Annotated in this window: 24 protein-coding genes; 7 read left to right on the forward strand and 17 right to left on the reverse strand. The window is 62.0% G+C overall.

The genetic code is table 11. From position 1 onward, the window contains the following. Position 1: 1 nt before the first annotated feature. A complete protein-coding gene (locus tag AB7290_RS28425) occupies positions 2 to 568 on the forward strand; it encodes a hypothetical protein (RefSeq protein WP_085401701.1) in 567 nt (188 codons plus the stop codon). A gap of 415 nt (positions 569 to 983) precedes the next feature. Here the strand turns inward: AB7290_RS28425 and AB7290_RS28430 are convergent, their stop codons facing one another. Next, complete coding sequence (locus tag AB7290_RS28430) at positions 984 to 1,397, reverse strand: hypothetical protein (RefSeq protein WP_245328455.1); 414 nt, start codon at positions 1,395 to 1,397, stop codon at positions 984 to 986. Between the two features lie 579 nt (positions 1,398 to 1,976). Here AB7290_RS28430 and AB7290_RS28435 point away from each other — a divergent pair. After that, a complete protein-coding gene (locus AB7290_RS28435; protein WP_144030759.1) occupies positions 1,977 to 3,119 on the forward strand; it encodes a hypothetical protein in 1,143 nt (380 codons plus the stop codon). Between the two features lie 116 nt (positions 3,120 to 3,235). Here AB7290_RS28435 and AB7290_RS28440 read toward each other — a convergent pair whose 3' ends face one another. The 8 genes from AB7290_RS28440 to AB7290_RS28475 all read right to left on the reverse strand — a co-directional run bounded on the left by AB7290_RS28440 (position 3,236) and on the right by AB7290_RS28475 (position 8,141). Then, complete coding sequence (locus tag AB7290_RS28440; protein ID WP_144030760.1) at positions 3,236 to 3,568, reverse strand: hypothetical protein; 333 nt, start codon at positions 3,566 to 3,568, stop codon at positions 3,236 to 3,238. A 34-nt stretch (positions 3,569 to 3,602) separates the two neighbouring features. Continuing rightward, positions 3,603 to 5,072: a DUF692 domain-containing protein gene (locus AB7290_RS28445; protein ID WP_085401704.1), complete on the reverse strand. Its 1,470-nt coding sequence runs from the start codon at positions 5,070 to 5,072 to the stop codon at positions 3,603 to 3,605. Positions 5,073 to 5,089: 17 nt separating this feature from the next. Further along, positions 5,090 to 5,287 (reverse strand): hypothetical protein, encoded by a 198-nt coding sequence (locus tag AB7290_RS28450; RefSeq protein WP_135217343.1) that lies wholly within the window; start codon positions 5,285 to 5,287, stop codon positions 5,090 to 5,092. A 655-nt stretch (positions 5,288 to 5,942) separates the two neighbouring features. Continuing rightward, a complete protein-coding gene (locus tag AB7290_RS28455) occupies positions 5,943 to 6,272 on the reverse strand; it encodes a GcrA family cell cycle regulator (protein WP_085401706.1) in 330 nt (109 codons plus the stop codon). Positions 6,273 to 6,355: 83 nt separating this feature from the next. Then, positions 6,356 to 6,997, reverse strand: coding sequence for a glutathione S-transferase family protein (locus AB7290_RS28460; RefSeq protein ID WP_085401707.1), 642 nt, complete (start codon positions 6,995 to 6,997; stop codon positions 6,356 to 6,358). A 151-nt stretch (positions 6,998 to 7,148) separates the two neighbouring features. Beyond that, positions 7,149 to 7,328 carry a hypothetical protein gene (locus tag AB7290_RS28465; protein ID WP_085401708.1) on the reverse strand — a complete coding sequence of 60 codons (180 nt, stop codon included), beginning with the start codon at positions 7,326 to 7,328 and terminating at the stop codon, positions 7,149 to 7,151. 147 nt (positions 7,329 to 7,475) lie between these two features. Then, positions 7,476 to 7,781 (reverse strand): hypothetical protein, encoded by a 306-nt coding sequence (locus AB7290_RS28470; protein WP_085401772.1) that lies wholly within the window; start codon positions 7,779 to 7,781, stop codon positions 7,476 to 7,478. Positions 7,782 to 7,925: 144 nt separating this feature from the next. Further along, a complete protein-coding gene (locus AB7290_RS28475; protein WP_063986511.1) occupies positions 7,926 to 8,141 on the reverse strand; it encodes a dodecin family protein in 216 nt (71 codons plus the stop codon). A 271-nt stretch (positions 8,142 to 8,412) separates the two neighbouring features. On the opposite strand from AB7290_RS28475, the gene AB7290_RS28480 reads away from it, so the two are divergent. Beyond that, positions 8,413 to 8,805 (forward strand): hypothetical protein, encoded by a 393-nt coding sequence (locus AB7290_RS28480; protein ID WP_063984238.1) that lies wholly within the window; start codon positions 8,413 to 8,415, stop codon positions 8,803 to 8,805. An 886-nt stretch (positions 8,806 to 9,691) separates the two neighbouring features. On the opposite strand, the gene AB7290_RS28485 is transcribed toward AB7290_RS28480, so the two are convergent. From AB7290_RS28485 to AB7290_RS28510, 6 genes are read right to left on the reverse strand one after another with little or no spacing between them, the layout of a single operon-like run. After that, on the reverse strand, positions 9,692 to 10,399 hold the full coding sequence (locus AB7290_RS28485; protein WP_085401709.1) for a hypothetical protein: 708 nt from the start codon (positions 10,397 to 10,399) through the stop codon (positions 9,692 to 9,694). Beyond that, a complete protein-coding gene (locus AB7290_RS28490) occupies positions 10,396 to 10,833 on the reverse strand; it encodes an acyl-CoA thioesterase (protein WP_085401710.1) in 438 nt (145 codons plus the stop codon). The genes AB7290_RS28485 and AB7290_RS28490 overlap by 4 nt, the downstream gene beginning before the upstream one ends. Next, the gene (locus tag AB7290_RS28495) at positions 10,833 to 11,741 is read right to left on the reverse strand and encodes a fumarylacetoacetate hydrolase family protein (RefSeq protein ID WP_085401711.1); all 909 of its coding nucleotides are present in this window, start codon (positions 11,739 to 11,741) and stop codon (positions 10,833 to 10,835) included. Before AB7290_RS28495 ends, AB7290_RS28490 begins: the two co-directional genes overlap by 1 nt. A 43-nt stretch (positions 11,742 to 11,784) precedes the next feature. Continuing rightward, entirely contained in the window at positions 11,785 to 12,891 is a 1,107-nt protein-coding gene (locus tag AB7290_RS28500) for a cupin domain-containing protein (RefSeq protein WP_085401712.1), read from the reverse strand. Between the two features lie 52 nt (positions 12,892 to 12,943). Continuing rightward, positions 12,944 to 13,090, reverse strand: coding sequence for a hypothetical protein (locus tag AB7290_RS28505; RefSeq protein ID WP_441254219.1), 147 nt, complete (start codon positions 13,088 to 13,090; stop codon positions 12,944 to 12,946). Between the two features lie 15 nt (positions 13,091 to 13,105). Further along, positions 13,106 to 13,960 carry a carbon-nitrogen hydrolase family protein gene (locus AB7290_RS28510; RefSeq protein ID WP_441254220.1) on the reverse strand — a complete coding sequence of 285 codons (855 nt, stop codon included), beginning with the start codon at positions 13,958 to 13,960 and terminating at the stop codon, positions 13,106 to 13,108. Positions 13,961 to 14,087: 127 nt separating this feature from the next. Here AB7290_RS28510 and AB7290_RS28515 point away from each other — a divergent pair, with 127 nt between their 5' ends. From AB7290_RS28515 to AB7290_RS28530, 4 genes are all read left to right on the forward strand, one after another. Beyond that, positions 14,088 to 16,247, forward strand: a complete 2,160-nt coding sequence (locus tag AB7290_RS28515; RefSeq protein ID WP_085401714.1) for a thiamine pyrophosphate-dependent enzyme — start codon at positions 14,088 to 14,090, stop codon at positions 16,245 to 16,247. Further along, positions 16,244 to 17,809 carry an indolepyruvate oxidoreductase subunit beta family protein gene (locus AB7290_RS28520; protein ID WP_085401715.1) on the forward strand — a complete coding sequence of 522 codons (1,566 nt, stop codon included), beginning with the start codon at positions 16,244 to 16,246 and terminating at the stop codon, positions 17,807 to 17,809. Before AB7290_RS28515 ends, AB7290_RS28520 begins: the two co-directional genes overlap by 4 nt. A gap of 155 nt (positions 17,810 to 17,964) precedes the next feature. Further along, entirely contained in the window at positions 17,965 to 18,459 is a 495-nt protein-coding gene (locus AB7290_RS28525; RefSeq protein WP_085401716.1) for a MarR family winged helix-turn-helix transcriptional regulator, read from the forward strand. Further along, positions 18,459 to 18,941, forward strand: a complete 483-nt coding sequence (locus AB7290_RS28530; RefSeq protein ID WP_063984247.1) for a MarR family winged helix-turn-helix transcriptional regulator — start codon at positions 18,459 to 18,461, stop codon at positions 18,939 to 18,941. Before AB7290_RS28525 ends, AB7290_RS28530 begins: the two co-directional genes overlap by 1 nt. 79 nt (positions 18,942 to 19,020) lie before the next feature. On the opposite strand, the gene AB7290_RS28535 is transcribed toward AB7290_RS28530, so the two are convergent. Beyond that, complete coding sequence (locus AB7290_RS28535) at positions 19,021 to 19,749, reverse strand: SDR family NAD(P)-dependent oxidoreductase (RefSeq protein ID WP_085401717.1); 729 nt, start codon at positions 19,747 to 19,749, stop codon at positions 19,021 to 19,023. Between the two features lie 2 nt (positions 19,750 to 19,751). Beyond that, a complete protein-coding gene (locus AB7290_RS28540; protein ID WP_167768111.1) occupies positions 19,752 to 21,368 on the reverse strand; it encodes an ATP-dependent acyl-CoA ligase in 1,617 nt (538 codons plus the stop codon). Positions 21,369 to 21,374: the final 6 nt, after the last annotated feature.

The raw sequence follows: 21,374 nt of genomic DNA on the forward strand, positions 1-21,374 counted from the left end.
CATGAACTCCATCAACGTGCGCATAGTCCCCACAGTCACCGCAGCGATGAGACTCACCAAAGCAGCGGCTTTTGCTGCTGCGCTCGTGTCCTTTGCCCCCGCGGCTGTCGCGGGAGAGCCGATTGAAAAGAAGGGGACTACTCCTTATGTGACGCACTTTATTTTTCGGCCCTTGATGAGCATTGACACCGCCGAACTCGGCAAGGCCACTACGCTGGAGGCGGTCGGGACCACTCAAAACATGAAGGGAGAGAAGATGCTGGACAAGATGTCAGCACGCTGCGTGGCGCTGAACGTCGCGTCCGGAGACAAGAAATACATTGACGGCGCTTGCGTGCTCGCCGACAGCGACGGCGACAAGATTTTCTCGACCTTCGATACTCGAGACCTCGACAAGGCCCAGCCGAAGATGGATTGTGGAACGCATATCATCACCGGCGGCACCGGTAAGTATAAGGGCATCACCGGAAGCGAACCATTTGCGTGCATAGCTATGCCTGCGCTGGCTGGCTCTGGCGATTATTTTGCGATGGACATCCCGCACAACACGTCCTGGGAAATCAAATGATCCTGAACCCGATGTCGCCGTAAAGATGGTTGTTGAGGCGGCCATCAATCGCTGAACGAGAGCCCAGCCCACCACAGCTGGGCTCTTCTTCTGTTCGTAATTTGGGTCAGATGGTCCGCTTGTGGCCCCAAGCGGTCGACCCGGCATGTCCGCTAGATGTCCGCTAGATGTCCGCTCCTTGGGGGTGAAGCAGACTTGATATGCTCAGCCCGAGTTCTTCCGGGTGTGCCCCGAAGGCGAAGTCGCCGCTGTCCGTATGCATGTCCGTTAATGGGGGGCTGAGCCGACTCGTTCTGCTCGCGGCGAGTCTTTCCGTTGATGAGTCGGCCCATCGCCTAGGTTGCTGCATCCAATATGTCGCTGAGCGACGCGACCGATCATACGTCCGACGGCAGTGGATAGCATTGTTGCCTGATCAGTCATTCGCGCCGACGTCCGTAAAAAGGAACCCCGCCGGCGTCTTGGTAAAGACGAAGATGAGCTCGCCGCAGAAGACGAAGTAATTGTCATTGTTCTCTTGATCGCGATCGTAGACGGCCTTGCCGCGCTGGACACACGCGCGATTTTTCGGCGTGAACGAGGTCGGATAGGTCTTGGCGCGAAATTGCGCGGCGTCGCGAATTGCGCTGTCGTTCATGAACGGCAATCGTGTCATACCGGCGACGGCGGCGGAATCGTTTGTCCTCAGCGCCGCGCGAAACTTCTCGATGAAGCCATCGAATTCCTTCTGCAAGGCAGGAGAAGCGACGGCTTTCTTCGGCGCCTGGGCGACGGCTGGAGCAAGGTTCACGAGAGCGGTTACGAGCATAATTCTCAGCAAAAATCCCACGGGTCGGCTCCGTCCATCGTCCAATCAAGGTCTTCCGACCGATCCAAATCCGTGGTGTTCTGTTGCGTCAAGGACTTTCTGGCTCGCCGGCGCAGCGTTAACCCCGCCCAGGCATGGACCAATAGCATTTGCCGGAGCATGCGCTGGCATGTTTTGCCGCGCTCGCTTATGGCCCTCAGCCGAAGGTCAATTGAGCGCGTGTCATGTCGGCTGTCAGGGGCAAACCGGACGCCGATACAGCTTGGCGCCCACTGCTGCTTTTGACCCACAACGGACATTGGCGCCATGGTTTGTACTTGCGTCATTTTATGTCCTGGACGTTTTGATCCGGGCCCACTTGGGATATTCAGACGGCAAGAATCGCTTTCGCGTTATGTGAACTAGTTCACCAGCGTAGAGTTCGGCGCGTGGTAACGGTCTCTACAGCGGAGACTAGTCATGCCTGACAAGAAGCCCGCCCACCCTCGACGCGCACCGCGCCAGACGAATCGGGGATCCCGTTAAATTTCCAATACATTTCCGAAAGACGTGAGCGGACGGCATGTCGGCCTCCAAGGCCCCCCACCGATGGAGATGCAAATGGATGAAATCCTCGTCACCACCAAGCACGGGAGCGGCCGGCCGGCCGTAGTGGGGCTCGGGTCGGAGTTCGTCGTCGTATGGACCGAACCTGGCGACCAGAACCTGCGTGGAGCAAGGTTCGACCTCGCGGGCAACAAGCGGGCCGAATTTCAGGTTAACACGACGCCGGGAATCTTCGGCTTGATCACGGTCGAGCGGATACGGAGCGGCTTTGTCGTCGCATGGGTCGCGTTCCCACCTGCAAAGCTGGTGTTCCAGAGGTTTGGTCTCGACGGAAGAAAAGCCGGCCCTGAAAGTGTCGTCAGCAACAACCATGTTGCCGCCGATCTCACGCGGATGCGAGCGCCTGCGGTCGCGTCCACTCTGGATGGGAATTTCGTCATCAGTTGGGTGGCGGCACTGCCCGATCCTCAAGTGCGCGCGGCTATTTTCAACAGCGAGGACGGTGGAAGGGTCGGCCCCGAGATTGCCGTCAACAGTTCCTCGGGATCCCATTTCGCTCCCTCCGTCGTGGCGTTTGCCGGGGCCGGGCTAGACGACGTCACCTTCGCAATCGCGTGGAAGGGTGGCGAGAATGGAATCTTCCGCAGCCGCTTTCAGCTGTTCAACTTTGACGGAAAGAAGTCGGGGCCGGAGATCGCACCGAGGGGCCCTGGCGTCGGCGAAATCGCGCCAGCCACCTTCGGGGGGAACATCGAAGATCCGAGGGAGTTCATAAGCGTTCTAGGTGGTATCAACAGTATTGAGGGGCAAAAGCTCACGGCAGAGCTGTTCGTTCGGGACGGTACTTCCCTCGGTGTGACCGTTAGCGGTGACGACATGGTCAATTTCGAACCGCTCGTGAAGGCTTTGCCCCACGGCGGCTCTGTCGTGACGTGGACCCAAAAGCCGGTGGCTACGACGGGCAAGTTCGGCACCAGGGTGATGGCCGCCATCGTCGTGGTGGCGGGCGGTCCACCGGACTTCCTGGCCCTAAGTGGCGTCAGGCAGGTCGGCACCACCGATGTCGGCGGCCAGATGTCTGCCTCGCCGATGGTGGACAACTCCGGCGGCTCCCATATCGCCTTTACCTGGGTGGAGCAACCACACGGATCACCCGACTCGATCAAGGCAAAAGTCCTGTCGGAAACATTGAACTGAGCGGACGCCAGATTGAGCTGACCGCAATTCGACCGATGTCGACTATTGGCCCATCAGCGAAGTGGCGACACCTTTCATTGAGGTCCGCTTGGTGGGGTAGAGCGGACTGACTTTGCTCACTCTGAGTTCTTCGCATTTTGACCCATAGCCGTCATTTGCGTCCATCGATCGACAAGGCTCTTCCCAGGAACGTAGGATCGCGCCGGCCGCAGGCTGCTACCTTGACGCAAGATATCGCATTTCCAACGCCGCGAACGTTCCGTCACCGTAAACAGCTTTGCTACCAATGGCTGTTCAGCACCTGCTCGAATGGCGTGGCATCGCAGCATCGGCGCGGAGATCGGCACCATGGGCCAAATCGTGAAGCGAAGGCGTTCGGCGAAATGTCCCGCTGGTTTCAATTCGGCGTTGCGCAATAATTCCTGCATGGTCGCCCAGGCCTTGACCACCAGGTGGAGTTCATCAATCGCGACGACCTTCTCCTTAGTGAATCATTCGCACGACCGGCACCGGGTCCACCGCGATTTCGAGCACCGTGCCGGGACGGTCCGTCGAGGGCCCCGGCAATCTTCCCATTGCGATTTCGTCGAGCATCGCATCGATATCCTTCGAGAGTTCCACCTGCATCGACCCACCGTCCGCCGCAGCAGCAATCAGTGTCGATTCGAATTTCGAGAGGTCTTCAAGCCCCGGAATTGCGAGCGGGTTTTCTTCAAGGAACCGCCGGAAACTCAGAGCTTCATCGGTCGGGAAAGCCACCGGCGGGGTCGCTGCGACATATCGGTCCATAAGCCAACGAAGCTCCGACTCTCCCATCCCGAGCAGAAGTAATCGTGTCGTATTCTCCATCAGTTCTGCAACGGCGCCTCTGCGGAACGAAGCAACGAGTTGCAGGTAAAGCGAAAACGCCCGCTCATCCGATCTTCTCAGTTCCAGTTGTTCCGTACTCACAGGCAACGGGCCTCCCGATTGCAGCATCCGGTTCGCGAGCATCCGTTCCCAATCTTCCGGCGAGAGCGTGGCGGGCTCCGCAAGCGCCTGCCGAGCCGATACTTTCGTGTTTGACGTGCATCGGGCCGCACCTCGAGCCCTGTCCCAGAGAAGATGCACCTTTTCCATCTCCAGAAGCAGATTTCTCTCGCCGAATCGGTCAATCCGGTCGGGCGCGATTTCGAAGATGATCGCGCCGAGGTTAGGCAAGTCAGCAACAACGTCAGATGCAATATCGACTAACTCATCGTCGATTCCATTCGAATGCGCGTCCAGCCAGTGGCCGTGTGCAAACTCCAAGCCCGCGAGATGCACCTCCCACACGCGTTCAAAAGGCAAGCGCACCAGCACGTCGTGTATCTCAGCACGACCGTTCTTATGGTTCGCCCATAGGTTGGTCAGGTCGAGCAGGATCCCGCAGTCCGCAGCTTCGGCCACTGCCCTGAAGAACTCCCCGTCCGGCATCTCGCACGATCGCGGAGCGAAGTAATTGACGCCGGTCTCAAATGCAAACGGCTTTCCCAATGCGGCCGCGCGGCGCGTGATGTTCCTGGCGGCAAGGCTCACTCCCGCCTCAGTCTGCAGCGGAGGCATGAGGAAGCCGCAGGGCTGTTCTCCGCTTGGGCCACGCACATGAAAAATGCTGAGATGTTCGCTTGTCCACGGAGCATTCAGCGCTTCGGTCCAAGCGCGAAACTGCGGCACTTGGCGTGCTTGATCACAGATCGTTCCGCCGATCGGGCAACCGACTCCGTGCGTCAAAATGGTTTGGGGCAGCGCTTGAAGATGGCGCAGCTCTCCCGGGCTGCCTCGCGGCAGCGAGCCGGGCGCAGTACCTTTCGTCCACAGACTCTGTGGCTCGATCTCCGCTACCTTGATCAGATCGGCGTGTGACCGGAACAAGCCATCAAGCGAACGCAAATAGATCGCGCCTGGGCCGAGCCGGGGTGGTTCAAATGTCATGGGAGGGATCTATGGCCCTAGCCAACCTCAATAACTTTTTGGCTGCCCTTCTCCACAATCATGATGGTGTCAGCCGGATTTACGGCATTCTCAAAACTGATGTTGATACCCGAGTAGCACGTGGGATGCCCGGCCCTTCCCAGCACCGACGCCAAGACTTTCTGACTTTGTTCCAGGTTGAGGTGCTCGTGGACACGTACTGTAATTCTCTTCATGTGTTCCTCCATGAATGATCTAGTCGAGGCTAACGCTAACCAGCCAAGGTAGAGCTGCTAGTCCGGTTAACCATTAACGAGCGTACGCCATTTCCGACATTGGAATGTGAAGTAGCTCATAGGGCCTGAAATAAGTCGTTGATCCGGCCACGGGTGGATTCGACGTCCTTTCTCGCGTTCTCCCGATCTATGTCGGCTCTTGGCCGTGCGCCCCGAAGGCGCGAACATCAGTAGAGGAGGATTCTACCCGGAAAGTTGTCGATTGGTCCGGTAGCTGCGAGCAGCTTGGTCGGGTAACCGGCTGGGTTGGAGCCTCGCGACAAAGGTCCAATCTCGTCTCCTCCGCTCGCTCGACGCCGATCGAGCCCCGACGATGGGCGTATCGTCAATGCCCTGAGACGGCGAAAAGAGAGACCGGATATTCAACTTTTTTGCGGGAGCCGGAGTGGGAGGTCCGCTTCTGGCCCGTTTGAGACCTGGCGAGGGGTACTAAAGATGTCCGCTGACTGGGGCTGACCGGAAGTCGTCACGGGAGAACCAAACCGACGCGATTGACCCGAAGCAGACCAAGGCTTGGGGAATGGTCACGACAGCCGAACCGTTCGAGTTGGACCAGGACACGGACGCGGAGCGTAACGCCCGTCGTGGTTAGCGCTTAGCCAGTGTTCCTGACCGCCTCAGCTAGAATGGCGTACAGCTGCTGCTTGCTGAATTCCTTGGGCTGCTGCCTCTCTGCGGTGCTTCGCGACACCTTCTTCTCTACTCGACGTACCAGGGCGGCCGACGACGCCGGCCTTGGCTTCGGGGGCGGCCTTATCTTGGGTCTTGCTGTTGGCGGCTTGTGGCCACGCTTCAAGCCCGAACGGGTTAGCATCCCGCAGACCGCGTTACGGCTACACCCGAGACGGCGCGCAATCTGTGCCGCGCTCTGTCCTGCGGCCCAGAGCCTTTTGAGCAGCGCTACGTCTTTCGCATCCCAGCCCATGGAGAGATTATAGCGCGGACTGACCGACACTGGCTAGTCCAGGCCGCTCGCGGGAATCCCTTCTATGGATTCACGACCTGGCTCTACAACGCCGGTGATCTCTCCGCCCAAGCCTTGGTGGCTTGGCAGATTTCCATCGCCCGGGCGTAGGCGGGGCGTGTCGTCGTACGGGCGAGATAGGCACGCTCGACTGAACCCGGGGTATAGTTGCTGGTTCGCAGACCAAGCAGGAGTGCGTAGCTCACTGAAATGTCAGCAGCAGTGAACCGGTCACCGGCGAGAAATGGACGATTTGCGAGACGCTGGATGACCAATCCCAGCCGGCTATGAAAGGTCTCCAGTGCCCAGATTGTGACCCGGGCGTTTCGCTCTTCTGCGGGGGCGAATGCGCGACCGACGATGACGGCGTTCATTGGTCCAGCGAGCCCGGCCTCTCCCAAATGGAGGAATTGCAGATAGGCGGCGAAAGCCGGATCATCCGGGGCGACGGCGAGCGGGCTCGGGCCGTGGCGGGCGAGCAGGTATTCGAGGATCGCGATCGACTCGACCATGATCATCTCGCCGTCCAGCAGCGCCGGGATAAAGCCGGCGGGGTTGATCGCAAGAAAATCGGGATCATTCTCGATAGCGAACAGATCGACCGGGCGTAGCCGATAAGCCACCCCCAATTCCTCGAGCAGCCAAACGACACGGAACCCACGACCTTCGCCATAGACGGTGAGCATACTTGAGCGTCCTTACGTTGGCTTAAGTGCCTTAATTCGCAGGAGCGAGATTTCCACACCTGCTGCTATCGCTCTGACACGATATGCACAAGGTTCGTCGAATACTCGGCATCATGCAGCGCCGGTCCTCCTCGCTTTATGGGTTCACGGCCTAGTCTTCATCCGGCTCGCGGACGACTGCCGGCTCGTCGGCTTCATCCTCGTCGTCGTCGCCCTCTTCGTCCTCCTCGTCTTCATCAGGATCTCGGGGCGGCATCGCGGTGCCCATAGCTACGAGCGGCGTCCAGACGGTCGCTGTGATGAAAAATGCTTCGAAATCGTGTTGCCTCATGTTGTTACTCCTCGAAAACCATGTCGAATATTCCTGACCGACGACATCCGGATGTCCAGGACGCGATCGCCCCTGCGCGACGGCGATCAGATCCACAGCAGTGGCAGGGGCCGGCACCCCACGCAACTGGCGACGTTTACGAGTACTTCATGCCGAGGACGCATCAGGTTCTATATTTACCAGCACTTCGCCGGCAGTGATTTCGGGATCCCCAAGATCGAGGTCATGCAGACTTGCTTGAATAAACTCCATTATCCTGGCGTTCGCTGCATTGGCGCTTTCGCGGTCCTCGAATATCATCACGGCGACACCAACGCCGTCGCCCCCATCCAGCACGTAGTAAGATCTGAATCCGGGCGATTGCTTCAGGATCTGACCGACGCCGCTCTTGGCGCGACGAGCAGCGTCCGCGACCGAACGAACCTTGGTGTACTTGCGAATGACGATGTACATGAGGTCACCGCGCGTTACAGTTCCCGCCCCACGCATCAAAGCATACCGGGTCCCGGTTGGACCAGAGCGCTGCTTCCCGAACGACCGCGCGCCTTTCTCCAGCGAGCCAACCTCGCCCCGCAAGCGGGGGCGAGGTGCCGAGGCTCAGGACCCCTCGAACTTGAACGAGACGTTGAGCTTGGCGCGATAGGACTCGACGTTTCCCTTCTCATCCAGTTGCATATCGAGCTTGACGACCTCTGCAATGCGAAGATCACGGAGAGTTTTTGCAGCTTGCCCGACCGCATTGGCGGCCGCCTTCTCCCATGAGTCACTGCTGGTACCGATCAGTTCAATGACCTTGTAGACGCTATCAGGCATATCGTCCTCCTGTTCGGTCTGAAGCAGGAAGCAGCTGCTCCCCGCCGTTGTGAAATCTAGCATCAGGATGTCGGCGCTGATACGACGCGATACGGTCTCGGACGCCGCCCGGGGGCCCGATAAGGACAAACCGCATTTGGCGGGGATGGCGGCTTTTGGCCCGAAGCAGGCCGTCGCCCGTAGCGGACCATCCCATCAGAGCCGTGATCACCCTCGCCGCGGTCATGGTAGGGTGGTCTTGTTCTTGCTGGCGAGCCAAAGGTGACAGCCGATGAAGTGTCTTCGGATATACGCAACGCCGGACGGTGAATCTCACTTCGGTGAGGTGGAAATCCCCATGACGGCAAAGCTGACCGTCGCTCCCGGTGCCAAGCCGTTTCAGGTGTCCCAGCGCTACCCCGCGTCAAGCATGGAGGTTACTCAAATTCCTGCCGGTATGCGACAGGTCGATTGGCACACCGTTCCCGCGCGGGTATTGACTGTGAGACTGACTGGCGCGGTCGAATACGAGACGAGCGACGGCGAGGTGCGGCACGTCTCTGCGGGCGAGTTCGTGTTGGTGGAGGACACACACGGAAAGGGCCATCTGTCTCGTCATTCCCCAGACGAGCAAACCGTTCTTTGGATCAGGCTACCCAACGGCCTCGATTTGCCGTCCCCATAGTTCGCAGGGATCGCCATCGCCCACGACGCCGAAAATCTGCAAATGGGCTCATCGCCGACAAGGCGGGCCGCGGCTGTTGTCAGCATCTGCCCCAAAGCGGACGTCAACCGTCGATGCCGGCAAACCCGCTCGGTGACCACGGTCGCTATGCCTCTGTTGGTGACGGCTGCAATCCTAAGAGCTCGCGTGGCGCTGAGCGGGAGGCGATGGCAAGACTCGGAATCGCGCCCCATCGTGTCGAATAGAGGCCGTGCCGAAACCGGCGTCGCTTGCGCCAAGATGCAGGATGGGTAGAGCTCTTGCGAAACCCATCGCCCCCGGCACGCCGATGCAGCGCCCGTGTCATTCTTTAGCTCGATGCCGTTGCGAGGATCAGGTTTGATGGGTTTCGCTTCGCTCTACCCATCCTACGAACTACGTCAGTGTCAGCACGCCTTAAAGGTGGGACGGCACCCCTGCCGCCATGAATAGCGGCCGTCACAACGGTTGCACTTCCATAGAAAGCCGTTGTTACACTTGATCCTGGTGATGCAGTAGTTCTTGTATGCTGCAGGCGATTGCGCTGAGGCAGAGGCGATGCTGAGCGCAAGTGCTCCGACACTCATGGTCGCAACCAGGGCGACGAGAGCAAATGGTTTCGCTATCGTAGTCATGGTCGGTCCCTCCCTGGAGGCATGACAATCCCCGCATCAGAGTCGCCCCACGTTGCGATGATAGCAGAATTCACACGAACAGGCGCTAAGATTGCTGGGTAATTTCGTCGCAACCTTGGGGTGTTTACAAAGGCTACCGGCATAGCGAGTCCGGCGCGATCTGACGGCCAAAGCGGACATCTGGCGATCCATCTCAATTCACGGCTCACGCCATCGTTTTCACGCTCTCGGCTCTAGCGCTTCGGCCGCACCACCCGCGTCAGCATCGGAAAATGCTTGTTGCCGCCTGCGAATGGCGGGAACTGGACGAAGTCTGCGCGCATGCGCTGGATCACGTCGGAGCCGAGCGCGTGCGCGAGGGCTTGCGGGCTGTCGAACACTAGCTTGTTGCGCTGCATGTGCTCGACGCGCTGCGACGGCAGCCGGTCGACCCAATCGATCCGGGTGTAGATCTCGATCTGGCGAACATCAGGGAAGGTTCGCATGATCGATGGATGATGCTCGAGATAGTGCAGGTTCCAGGCGTTCATGTCCTCCGCCGGGCCGGGATAGTGCACGAGGTAGCTGCACGGAGTGGTCGTGCCTGCCAGATGTTCGGCGACATCGACGGGAAACGCGCGCGTCAGCATGACCTGATGCGTGACGTCCAAGCCGGTGAGGCTCGCCAGTCCGGCCCCCGTCGCGAGACCGGCAAGGATGCCACCGCGGTCCATTGCCGCCTCGCAGGCGAGCAGGTCCGGAAACCGGAGTTGAAGCGCAAACACCGGGCCGGAGCCATCGGCCTTGTAGGGATGATCGACCGACTGTTCGAGCGGCGCGAACAGCAAGCCCTCGGTCATATCGGGGATCGATCCGACCAGCTCCGCTGCGGCGACGACCTCGTCGGGATGAATTCGCCGTTCGCCTGCCGGATCGGAGAATGTCATGAACAGCGAGATCATGCGGGCGTTGCCTCAGCGCCCTCGCCCGCGCTCACATGCGCCATCAGCACGGCGCGAATGTCATCCGGCCACGGGATCGCATGGTGATCCACCAGCGACGTCGCGGCCAGGATCTGGCGGGCGCGCCAGCGCATGCCGTTCGCGCCGGAGACGACATGCTCCAAATGGAGCGACGATCCGCCGACCCGGCTGATATGCAAGTTGAACGTCAGGCGATCGCCGAACATCGACGGCCGGGAAAAGTCGCAGGACAGATGCACCGTGGGTGTCCCGATCTTCCGGACCGTGATCAGCTCCGGCCATGGAAATCCAATTCTCGCCCAGAAGTCTTCGACGACCCCATTGAGGATGTTCAGGTAAGACGGGAAGTACGCGATCCCAGAAGGATCGCAGTCTCCGAATCTGAGCTCGCGATCGAACGAGAACGTCGTCATCAGATCGCGACGACCGGATGCCTGATGACACCGACCCCGTCGACCCCCGCTTCCACCACGTCACCCGGCCACAGCCATTCCTGGGGAGTCCTGCCGGCGCCGACGCCTTCCGGCGTTCCGGTCGCGATGATGTCGCCCGGCTCGAGTGTCATGCCCGACGAAATGTCGGAAATTAAAACCGGGATGTCGAAGATCATGTATTTGGTATTGGAGTCCTGCTTCATGACCCCGTTCTTCGTCAGCCACAGCCGGAGGTCATGCGGGTCGGGGATCTCGTCCGCGGTCACGATGCAGGGGCCGAACGGCGCATAGGTGTCCATGCCCTTGGAGAAGATCCACTGGCCGGCGCGGCGATTGTCGCGCGCGGAGATGTCGATCATGACCGAATAGCCGAAGACGTGGTCCATCGCCTTGTCGGTCGCGATGCGGGTTGCGGTCTTGCCGATGATGACGGCGAGCTCGACTTCCCAGTCGAGCTGCTGCGTCATCTTCGCATTGTGCTGGATAGCGCCGCCCGGGCCGATCACCGACGTCGGCGGCTTGGAGAAGACGACCGGCTGCTTCGGCAGGTCCTTGTCGGTATCCAGGCTCTTGGCGGACTCCGCCACATGCGCACGGTAGTTCAGCCCGATGCCGAAAATGTTCTTGCGGGGCCGCGGGATGGGCGCCTGTAGCTTCACGTCCTCGAGCGGAACGGCGGAGCCGGCCGGCAAGCGTCCATCGGCATCGTCCAGACGCTCCTTCAGCGCCGGCAGCAGCGTCACGCTGTTGTCGATGAACGACAGCATGTCGCTCGGCCATCCAAAGCCATGCGACGCACCGAGGTGCTCGACGTCCACGACCAATCCGTCAACGAGGACCCCGAGGCGGGCACCGCTGGAGCCCAAGGTGTAGGTAACAAGGCGCATGAAGCTTTATCCGGCTCTTTCGGTTGAATTCTGTGCGGGGACGTCAGGCGGCGACCGGCTGGTGGCCGGCATTGTCGCCATAGGCCTCTTCCCGATAGAAGCCGAGGCTCTCGATGACGGGCAGATCGTTGAAGCAGAACAGGCAGGCGTCCTCGCTGCCCGAGGCATTGCCGTGCTCATGCCAGGCCCAGGAGGGAACGCAGAAGATGTCGCGCTCCTGCCACTCGAAGCGCTTGCCGGCGATGATCGAATAGCCGCGCCCCTTGGCGACCTGGTAAATGAAGCTGCCGGTGTGCCGGTGCGACTTCGTCTTCTCGCCCGGCCGCAGCAACTGCATGCTCGCGCCGATCGTCTGCATCACGTGCCCGCCGGTGATCGGATTGACGTAGTTCATGAGAATGCCGTCATAGGGCGAACCGTCGGTCGCGGCGGCATATTTGCGCAAGGACTCGTAGGTCGGCTCCCACTCGTACTTGAACATGGGGGAATAGTCCTTCGACCATTTCGAATCCGCCGGCCGAAGCCCGGGATTGCCCCAGGTCTTGGTCATGTCGTCCACGGGATAGCCGGACTCTTCCTGCTGCACCTTGGGATGGACCGCGAAAAAATTCGCCTCCAGCGCGTTGACCAGCGGGATGTCCAGGCCGTCCTGCCAGATGCACACCGAGCCGTTGGCTTCGACGCCATGCTCGTGCCAGGTGCCGTTCGGCGTGAGCACGAAATCCCGCGCCCCCAGCGTCATCTTGTGCCCGTCGACGATGGTGTAGGCGCCCGACCCCTCCATGATGAAGCGCAGGGCTGAAGCCGAGTGCGCGTGCGCTGTTGCGACCTCGCCGGGATGCATCACCTGCAATCCCGAATAGAGCCAACCGACCGCGGCCGACACGTCGCGGCGGCCTGGATTGTTGAGATAGATCACCCGCCGCCCCGCCTTCTCCGGCGAGACGAGTTCGACCGAGCGCAGCACGTGCTCGCGCAGATCGTCGTAGCGCCAGAGCACGGGAACCGACGCCGATTGCGGCGCCCATGGCTCGATCTTGTTGGCGACCGTCCACAGCGCGCCGGCTTCGTACTTTTCGAGGTCCTTGTAATAGGCCTTGAGCTCGGGGGTATCTTCGACATTGGCCCGGCCGACGACGTTCTCGCGCATCCTATCCTCCAAGTCCTGTCTCGTGGCGCCGCTTTATCGACGCGCCCAACCACTATTCCGATCTCAGCGGGATCGGCGTGAAGCCCTGCCCCGCGTCATCGCCCTCACTGTCTGCGAGGCCGAGCGGTGCCAGCGGACGTCGGTTGACGCGCAAATCGAAAATATCGAACCGGTTGTAGTGCCCGACGATGTCATGCATCTGCTTCGGCTGGATTCAGCGGTCGAGATCGATGTCGGCGTAGACGATGCCTTCATCGTCGATCAGGGGATCGCCGACCACGCGGCCGTCAGGTCCGATGATTCCGGAGAACGCGCTCGACTTCCGCTGCAGGCGCGCACGCGCGTCGGGGACGACCGTTTCCATCGCCGTGATGATCTCCTCCGACACGGTCGAGCAGGAGACGACCGTAAAAATCTTGCCTTCAAAGGAATGGGCGATCGCACGCAACTTGATCGCCTCCGCCATGTCGTAGTCGGGCGGCGCGACCGGAAGCGAGATGTAGCTGGCGACATGCACGAGCTCACCCTGACCCAACAGCGCAAAGCGCGCGAGCGTGTTGGTGTTCTCGCCGCAGGCGAGGCCGCCGAGACGCCCGATCTCGGTATCATAGACGCGCAGGCTCGATCCGTCACCGCCGGTCCAGGTCAGCTTCTCCGCCCAGGTCGGCACCAGCTTGCGGTGCTTGCCAAGCACCGCGCCGTCCGGCCCGATGAAAACCAAGGTATTGTAGATCGCACCCAGCGACACAGGGCTGCGCTCGTTCACGCCGAGCACGACGTAACAGCCGGTATCGCGCGCGGCTTTCCTGACGACATCGACCTCCGGACCCGGCACCAGCACCGATGCCTTGGCGAGCTTCTCGAACCATGCGCTGCCCGTGACGGGGTCGGTGATCCAGTTCCAGTAGGGATAGCCGGGAACGAACACTTCGGGGAACGCGACGAGCTTCGCGCCATTGGCTGCGGCTTCACGGACCAGTGAAGCTGCCTTGTCGGCTGTCGCGCCCGGGTTGAGATAGACAGGTGAAGCCTGGACGGCGGCGGCTCTAAAGCGAGGCAGCTTCAGCATTGGCCCTACCCTGTCGCTGGCTCATGATCGCCTTGCAGGAGCAGAGGTCCGCAAGCGTGATAGCATGGCGCGGCGTTGACTTACTTCACATGTAAACGTATGCTATCGCATATTTCTGGAGGGTGCAATGGCTGAACGGTCTTTTGCTCGCGAAGTCGAGGATCTCCGGCTCGGCGATGGCGATACGTTCCGCGGCGAAGGCATCCTCGCCATCACCAAGGCGCTGCTGCAATCGGGCGTCGCCTATGTCGGCGGCTACCAGGGCTCGCCGATCTCGCACCTGATGGACGTGCTCGCCGACGCCAAGGACGTGCTCGACGATCTCGGCGTCGTGTTCCAGAGCTCAGCCAACGAAGCGGCCGCGGCGGCGATGCTGTCGGCCTCGGTGATGTATCCCCTGCGCGGCGCGGTGGCGTGGAAGTCGACGGTCGGCACCAATGTCGCCTCCGACGCGCTCGCCAATCTCGCCTCGGGCGGCGTCACCGGCGGCACCATGATCATCGTCGGCGAGGACTATGGCGAAGGCTCCTCCATCATGCAGGAGCGGACCCACGCCTTCGCGATGAAATCGCAGATGTGGCTGCTCGATCCCCGCCCCGATCATGAATGCATCGTCAATCTGATCGAGAAGGGTTTTGAGCTCTCCGAATTCTCGAACACGCCCGTGATGCTCGAGGTTCGTGTCCGCGCCTGTCACATGCACGGCAGCTTCGCCTGCAAGGACAACGTCAAGCCCGCGCATACCATCAAGGATGCGCTCAACAACCCCAGGCGCGACGTCAACCGCATCGTGCTGCCGCCGGCGGCCTATGAGCACGAGCAGGAGAAGATCAAGACGCGGATGCCCGCGGCGATCGGCTTCATCCGGGACAACAAGCTGAATGAATGGATGGGGCCGAAGCAGGGCAAGGTCGGCATCATCATGCAGGGCGGCATGTACAACAACGTGATCCGCGCGCTGCAATATCTCGGGCTGTCGGATGCCTACGGCAACACGCAGGTTCCGCTCTACGTCATGAACGTCACCTACCCCGTGATCGACACCGAGGTCGCTGAGTTCTGCGTCGACAAGGACGCCGTCCTGATCGTCGAGGAGGGCCAGCCGGAATATCTGGAGCAGGCGATCAACACCGTGCTGCGCCGCAGGGACATCCAGGCGCGCATCCATGGCAAGGACGTGCTGCCGATGGGCGGCGACTACACCGCGCAGGTTCTGCTCGGCGGCGTCAGGGACTTCCTGGAGAAGACCGAGCCGCGGCTGCTCGGCAACCGGCCGCCGGCGCCGGACGCCGTTCCCGTGCTCAATCACCCCGCGGTCGAGAAGCTGAAGCAGGTTGTGCCGGCGCGCCCTCCCGGGCTCTGCACCGGCTGCCCGGAGCGGCCGATCTTCGCCGCCATGAAGCTCGTCGAGGAAGAGCTCGGCCAGCATCATGTCTCGGCCGACATCGGCTGCCATCTGTTCTCGATCCTGCCGCCCTTCAATATCGGCGCGACCACCATGGGCTTCGGCCTTGGCCCGGCCTCGACCTCGGCCTTCAACGTCAAGGCCGACAAGCGCTCGATCGCGGTGATGGGCGACGGCGGCTTCTGGCACAACGGACTGACCAGCGGCATCGGCAATGCCGTGTTCAACAAGCACGACGGCGTGTTTGTCATCGTCGACAATTTCTACACCTCGGCGACCGGCGGTCAGGACATCCTGTCGTCGCGCGCGACCAACAAGCGGCGCGACACCAACAATTCGATCGTCAAGGCCGTGAAGGGCATCGGCGGCCAGTGGGTGCGCCAGCTCGACCGCACCTATGACGTCGGCAAGATGCGCGACACGCTGAAGGAAGCGCTGACGACCAAGGAGGAAGGCCCCAAGGTCATCGTCGCGTCCTCCGAATGCATGCTGAACAAGCAGCGCCGCGTGAAGCCGCAGATCAACAAGGCCATCAAGGACGGGTTACGCACCGTCAAGGAGCGCTTCGGTGTCGACGAGGACGTCTGCACGGGCGACCACGCCTGCATCCGGCTCTCGGGTTGCCCGTCGCTGTCGGTGAAGCAGCTGGACGACCCCTTGCGCGACGATCCCGTTGCGGCGATCGACAATTCCTGCGTCGGCTGCGGCAATTGCGGCGAGGTCTCCGAGGCCGCCGTGCTCTGCCCCTCGTTCTATCGCGCGGACGTCATTCACAATCCGACCGGCTGGGACAGGTTCAAATCCAAGGTCGCGATGGCCGTGATCAGCTGGTTGCAAGGGCGGCGTGATCGCCGGCGTCCGGCGCTCGAGGCGTTGGCATGAGAGACGAGACGGTCCGGCTGGCCCTCCCCGCCGCCGGCGAGGCGACCGAGCGGCCGATCTCCATCGCGATCGTCGCGATGGGTGGCCAGGGTGGCGGCGTGTTGACCGACTGGATCGTTCAGTTGGCCGAGAACCATGGCTGGGTCGCGCAATCGACCTCGGTACCCGGCGTCGCCCAGCGCACCGGCGCCACGATCTATTATATCGAGGCGATGCCGCCGCTCGACGGCCGCAAGCCGATCCTGTCGTTGATGCCGACGCCCGGCGACGTCGACGTGGTGATGGCGGCGGAGTTCATGGAGGCCGGCCGGTCGATCCTGCGCGGCCTCGTGACGCCGGATCGCACCACGTTGATCGCATCCAACCACCGGTCGTTTGCAATCGGCGAGAAGATCGCACCGGGCAACGGCATCGCCGACGGCGGCGCCGTCACCGGCGCCATCGGGGTTGCTGCCAAGACCGAGATCATCTTCGATCTGAACGCGCTGGCGATCGCGCATGGCAGCGTCATCTCGGCCGCGATGTTCGGTGCGCTCGCGGCGGCCGCTGTGCTGCCGTTCAGCCGTGACAGCTATCTCGACGTCATCCGTGCCGGCGGCAGAGGTGCGAAGGCCAGCGTCGAGACGTTTGAGGCCGCCTTTGACCGGGTCAAGACCGGCGCACCCGAGGTCGCGGCATCAGCGCCATCAAAGCAGGCCGATCACGTCCCCTCTCCCGCAACGCCCGATCCAGATCTTGCCGGGCTCATCGCAAGACTGAAGCAGGAGCTGCCCGAGCCCCCGCTCGCCATGGCTCGCGCCGGCCTGAAAAAGGTGGTCGACTTCCAGGACGTCGCCTATGGCGCCGAGTATCTCGACATTCTCAGGACGTTGCACACGGCCGACCGAAACGCTGGCGGTGGTGCGCGCGCCTATGCCTTCACTGAGGCCGCGGCAAAGTATCTCGCCAACGCCATGACCTATGACGACGTCATCCGCGTGGCCGACCTGAAGACGCGCGCCGGTCGCCGCGCGCGCATCGAGAGCGAGCTCGAGATGTCCGAGGGACAGGTGCTCCAGACCACCGAGTTCATGCATCCGCGCATGGAGGAGGTCATGGGCGTGCTGCCCGCGGGCTTCAGCCGCTGGCTCGGCGCGCGGCCGCGCCTGCTCGGCTGGCTCGATCGCCGCGTCAACCGGGGGCGCCGGGTGCGGACCTACTCGCTACCCTGGTTCCTGACCCTCTACGTCGTGGCCGGACTACGCGGCCTGCGACGCCGCTCGCTGCGTCACGCGGTCGAGACCGCGCATCGGGACGGATGGCTCAAGGCCGCAACCGATGCGGTCGCCGCCAACTACCAGCTCGGTGTCGAGATCCTGCAATGCCGACGCCTCGTGAAAGGCTATTCCGATACCCACAGCCGCGGGCTGTCGAAATTCGACAAGACGCTGGCGGCGATCAAGCTGGTCGAACGACGCGAGGATGCGGCCGATTGGGCGCGCCGCCTGCGCGAGGCCGCGCTGAAGGACAGCGCCGGCAAGGAGCTCGACGGCGTGATCCAGACCATCAAGACTTTTGCATGATTCCATCGGAGGGGAACGCGGGAGTGGATTGCCGTTCGCCCCCCAAGACGTCAGGAACAGGCGACTTGACTACGATTCTCAAATTGTTAATCGGAGCGAAAGACCCGCGATAATCCCTCCAATCGACGAGACATCTTGTACTCGATGGTCATGCAATGCCGGCAGCACTCAAAGAGAACATTGTTCCCGTCCCTGGGCAGATCGAAACCCGGCTCTGGCTTCAATTGCTGTCGCTGCATGGCGAGCTGTTCGCGTCGCTGAATTCGATGCTGAACTCCGAGTTCGGCCTGTCGCTCGCAAAATTCGACGTGCTGGCCCAGCTCGATCGCTACCGGGATGGCCTCGCGCTCGGGCAGTTGTCGCAAAATCTGAAAGTCACCGGCGGCAACGTCTCGGGGCTGGTGCAGCGTCTTCTCGCCGACGACCTCATCAGCAGGGAAATGTCGAGCGAGGACCGGCGCTCCTTCATCGTGCGCCTGACGCCAAAGGGCGAAGCGTTGTTCAGGAAGGCAGCCGACGTCCACAAGAAGCATCTCGGCAAACGGCTCGAGAATGTTTCGGCCCGGGAGCTGGACGGTGCGCTGTCCGTACTGAAATCCCTTTCTTCAAAACTTCATACCGAGAGCAAGAAGCAAAGTCGCAAGAGATAATGGCCAGAGAATCCAAGAGCAGATGGAAGTCGGGTCCGCCGAGGACGCGGGACCAGCTGCAAACCTACATCCCGTATCTGTTCAACCGGCTCGCCAATCGCTGGAATCTCGATCAGAACCGCGACCTGAGCGACCACGGCATCAACAATGTCGTGTTCCGGACGCTGTCGGTCCTGTTCATCTACAAGACCCTGACGGTCAACGAGGTCGCCGTTCTCGCGGTGACCGAGCAGTCGACGGCGAGCCGAATGGTCGAGTCCATGGTGTCATCGGGCCTCGTCAAGCGCGAGATCGCGGAGGAAGACCAGCGCCGCCGCGTCGTGGGTCTGACCCCGGACGGCGAAGCGCTGCTGCGCAAGATCTGGCCAATCATGGCGAGCAACTACGACAAGCTGATCGAAGGCATCGAGCCCGACGACATCGAGGTCTGTGCGCGCGTGCTGGCCAAGATGGTCGAGAATATCCGCCAGAACCAGATCTGATCTTGTTTATTGGAGCATGATCTTTTCGGAAAACCGCTTCACTTTGCGCTAACGCGGCCCTCCGGGTCCGGATCATGCTCTACGGGCCAAGGCCGACGAGGCTGGTGCCGCCGCAGACATAGAGCACCTGGCCAGTGACGAAGTCCGAACGTTCGTCGAGGAAGAAACTGATGGCGTGCGCGACATCCTCGCGCGAGCCGAGCCGCCCGACCGGCACGTTGCGCGCCATCCGCTCCTGCTGCTCGGAGCCCTTGGGAATGATGCCCCAGAAATTGTCGGTCAGGATCGGCCCTGGCGCCACGACGTTCACGGTGATGCCGCTCGCGGCGAGCTCCAGCGCCCAGGTCCGCGCCATGCCGTGCACGCCGGCCTTGGTCGCCGAATAGGCCGACCGCGTCGCCGCGCCCATCGCGGCTCGCGAGCTGACGAACACGATGCGGCCGAAGCGGCGCGCACGCATCCCCTCCAGCGCCGCCTGGGTCAGCAGCATCGGCGCGCCCAGGTGCAGCTGCGCCAGCATCAAAATGTCTTCCGGCTTCGCATCGGGCAGCAGGTTCGGCAGGATCACGCCCGCATTGTGCACGAGGCGATCAACGGCGTGATCGCGGCAGATCTCCTGCGCGATCGCGCGCGTCTCCTCGATATCGGAGAGATCAGCGCGATAGGCCGCGAGCAGATCATGCGTCCAGTCCGGCTTCTCCAGCCCGACCGAGATCACGCGCTGCCCGCTCTCGACGAGCCTTTTCGCCAGCGCCTCGCCGATCCCCGAATTGCCGCCGGTGATGAGTGTGGTGCGGATCTCGCTCATGATCAAACCTGCCGCCGCTTGAGGTCGCGAAGGTCGAAGAACGCACCGTCAGACATCAGCCTGGCGACGAAATCCTTCAGGCCGCCGCGCTGGATCTTCTCGGTCGCGGTCAACGGCAGGCTGTCGACGAAACAGATCCAGCCCGGCGCCTTGTAATAGGCCATCTGCTCCAGGCTCCAGCGCACGATCTCCTCGGCGCGCGCGCGGTCGGCACCGGCCTCCTCGGCGATGATGACCGCCGCAACCTCGTCGCCGCGCACCTGATCGGGCGTCGCGGCAACCGCGGCCTGCCTGATTGCGGGATGGCGGTTGAGGACGGACTCGACCTCGACTGCGGCAATGTTCTCGCCGGAACGCCGGATCACGTTCTTCTTGCGGTCGACGAAATGAAGGTCGCCGTCCGCATCGCGCGACACGATATCGCCGGTGTGCAGCCACCCGCCGGCCCACGCCTCGGCGGTGGCGGCCTCGTTCTTCAGGTACTCGCGGAAGAAACCGTAACGCGGGTCCGCACCCGCGCGCCGCACCAGGAGCTCGCCCGGCGTCCCGACCGGCGCGTCGTTGCCGCTGTCGTCGACGATACGAATGTCGACCTCGGGGCCCGGGCGTCCGAAACAGCTCGTGCCGATCTTGCGCGGCTCGATATTGGCGGCGATGACGCCGCCGCTTCCCGTCTCGGTCATCGCCCAGGCCTCCAGCAGCGGAAAGCCGAAGCGCTCCTCGAACGGCGCATGCAGGAGCTTGTCGACGCCGGCGCCGAAGCCGAAGCGCACGGTGTGGGCGCGGTCCTGCTCCGATTGCGGCGCGCTCATCAGCATCGAGGGCATCACGCCGAGATAATGCAGACAGGTCGCGCGGCTGTCGCGGACGGACGCCCACCAGGTACGCGGATGGAAGCGATCGAGCATGGTGAGGCTGCCGCCGACCGACAACATCGCCATCAGCGACACCGCCATCGCGTTCATGTGAAACAGCGGCAGCGGCGTGATCATGCGCTCACAGTCGGGCTTGAGATCGATCAGCCCGCCGACATCGCGATACCAGTTTCCGGAATGCAGGAAATATGTGTTGGTGAGCACGCAGCCCTTGGGCTGACCCGTGGTCCCAGACGTATAAAGCAGCGCGCATTCGCTCGCCTCGTTTCCGGCGGTCGAAGGCCGCGCACCTCCGAGGGGTACGGGAACGTCGTCCTGATCAGTCACGACCGGGATCGGCCGGCCGGCCTGGCGCGCCGCGGTCTCGACCTCGTCGCGCCGCTCGGCGAGGACGAACGCCGCATTCATCTCGGAATGCGCAATGATGTACTCGAGCTCGCTGAGCCGCAAATCGGGATTGATCGGCACGACGGACACGCCGAGCGCGTTGAGCGCGAACCACAGCTCGACGAACACCGGCCTGTTCTGGAGCAGCAGCCCGACCCTGTGGCTTTCGCCATAGCCCCGGCTTGCAAAAGCCGAGCGCCAGCGCTCGACCCGGTCGAGCATGGCGCGGTAGGAAATCTCGCCTGCCGCGATGCCATAGATATCGGCGGTCTCCGGCAGCACGTTGAGGAAGCCCGCCTCCTCCCGGCGAAGGGCGGTCTCGCGAAAGCGGGCGTAGACTGTGGTCGCAGCGGTCAAGGCGTA

Origin of the sequence: Bradyrhizobium sp. 613_E4_N2_2 (genome assembly GCF_052075995.1) — a bacterium.
GTDB lineage: Bacteria > Pseudomonadota > Alphaproteobacteria > Rhizobiales > Xanthobacteraceae > Bradyrhizobium > Bradyrhizobium barranii.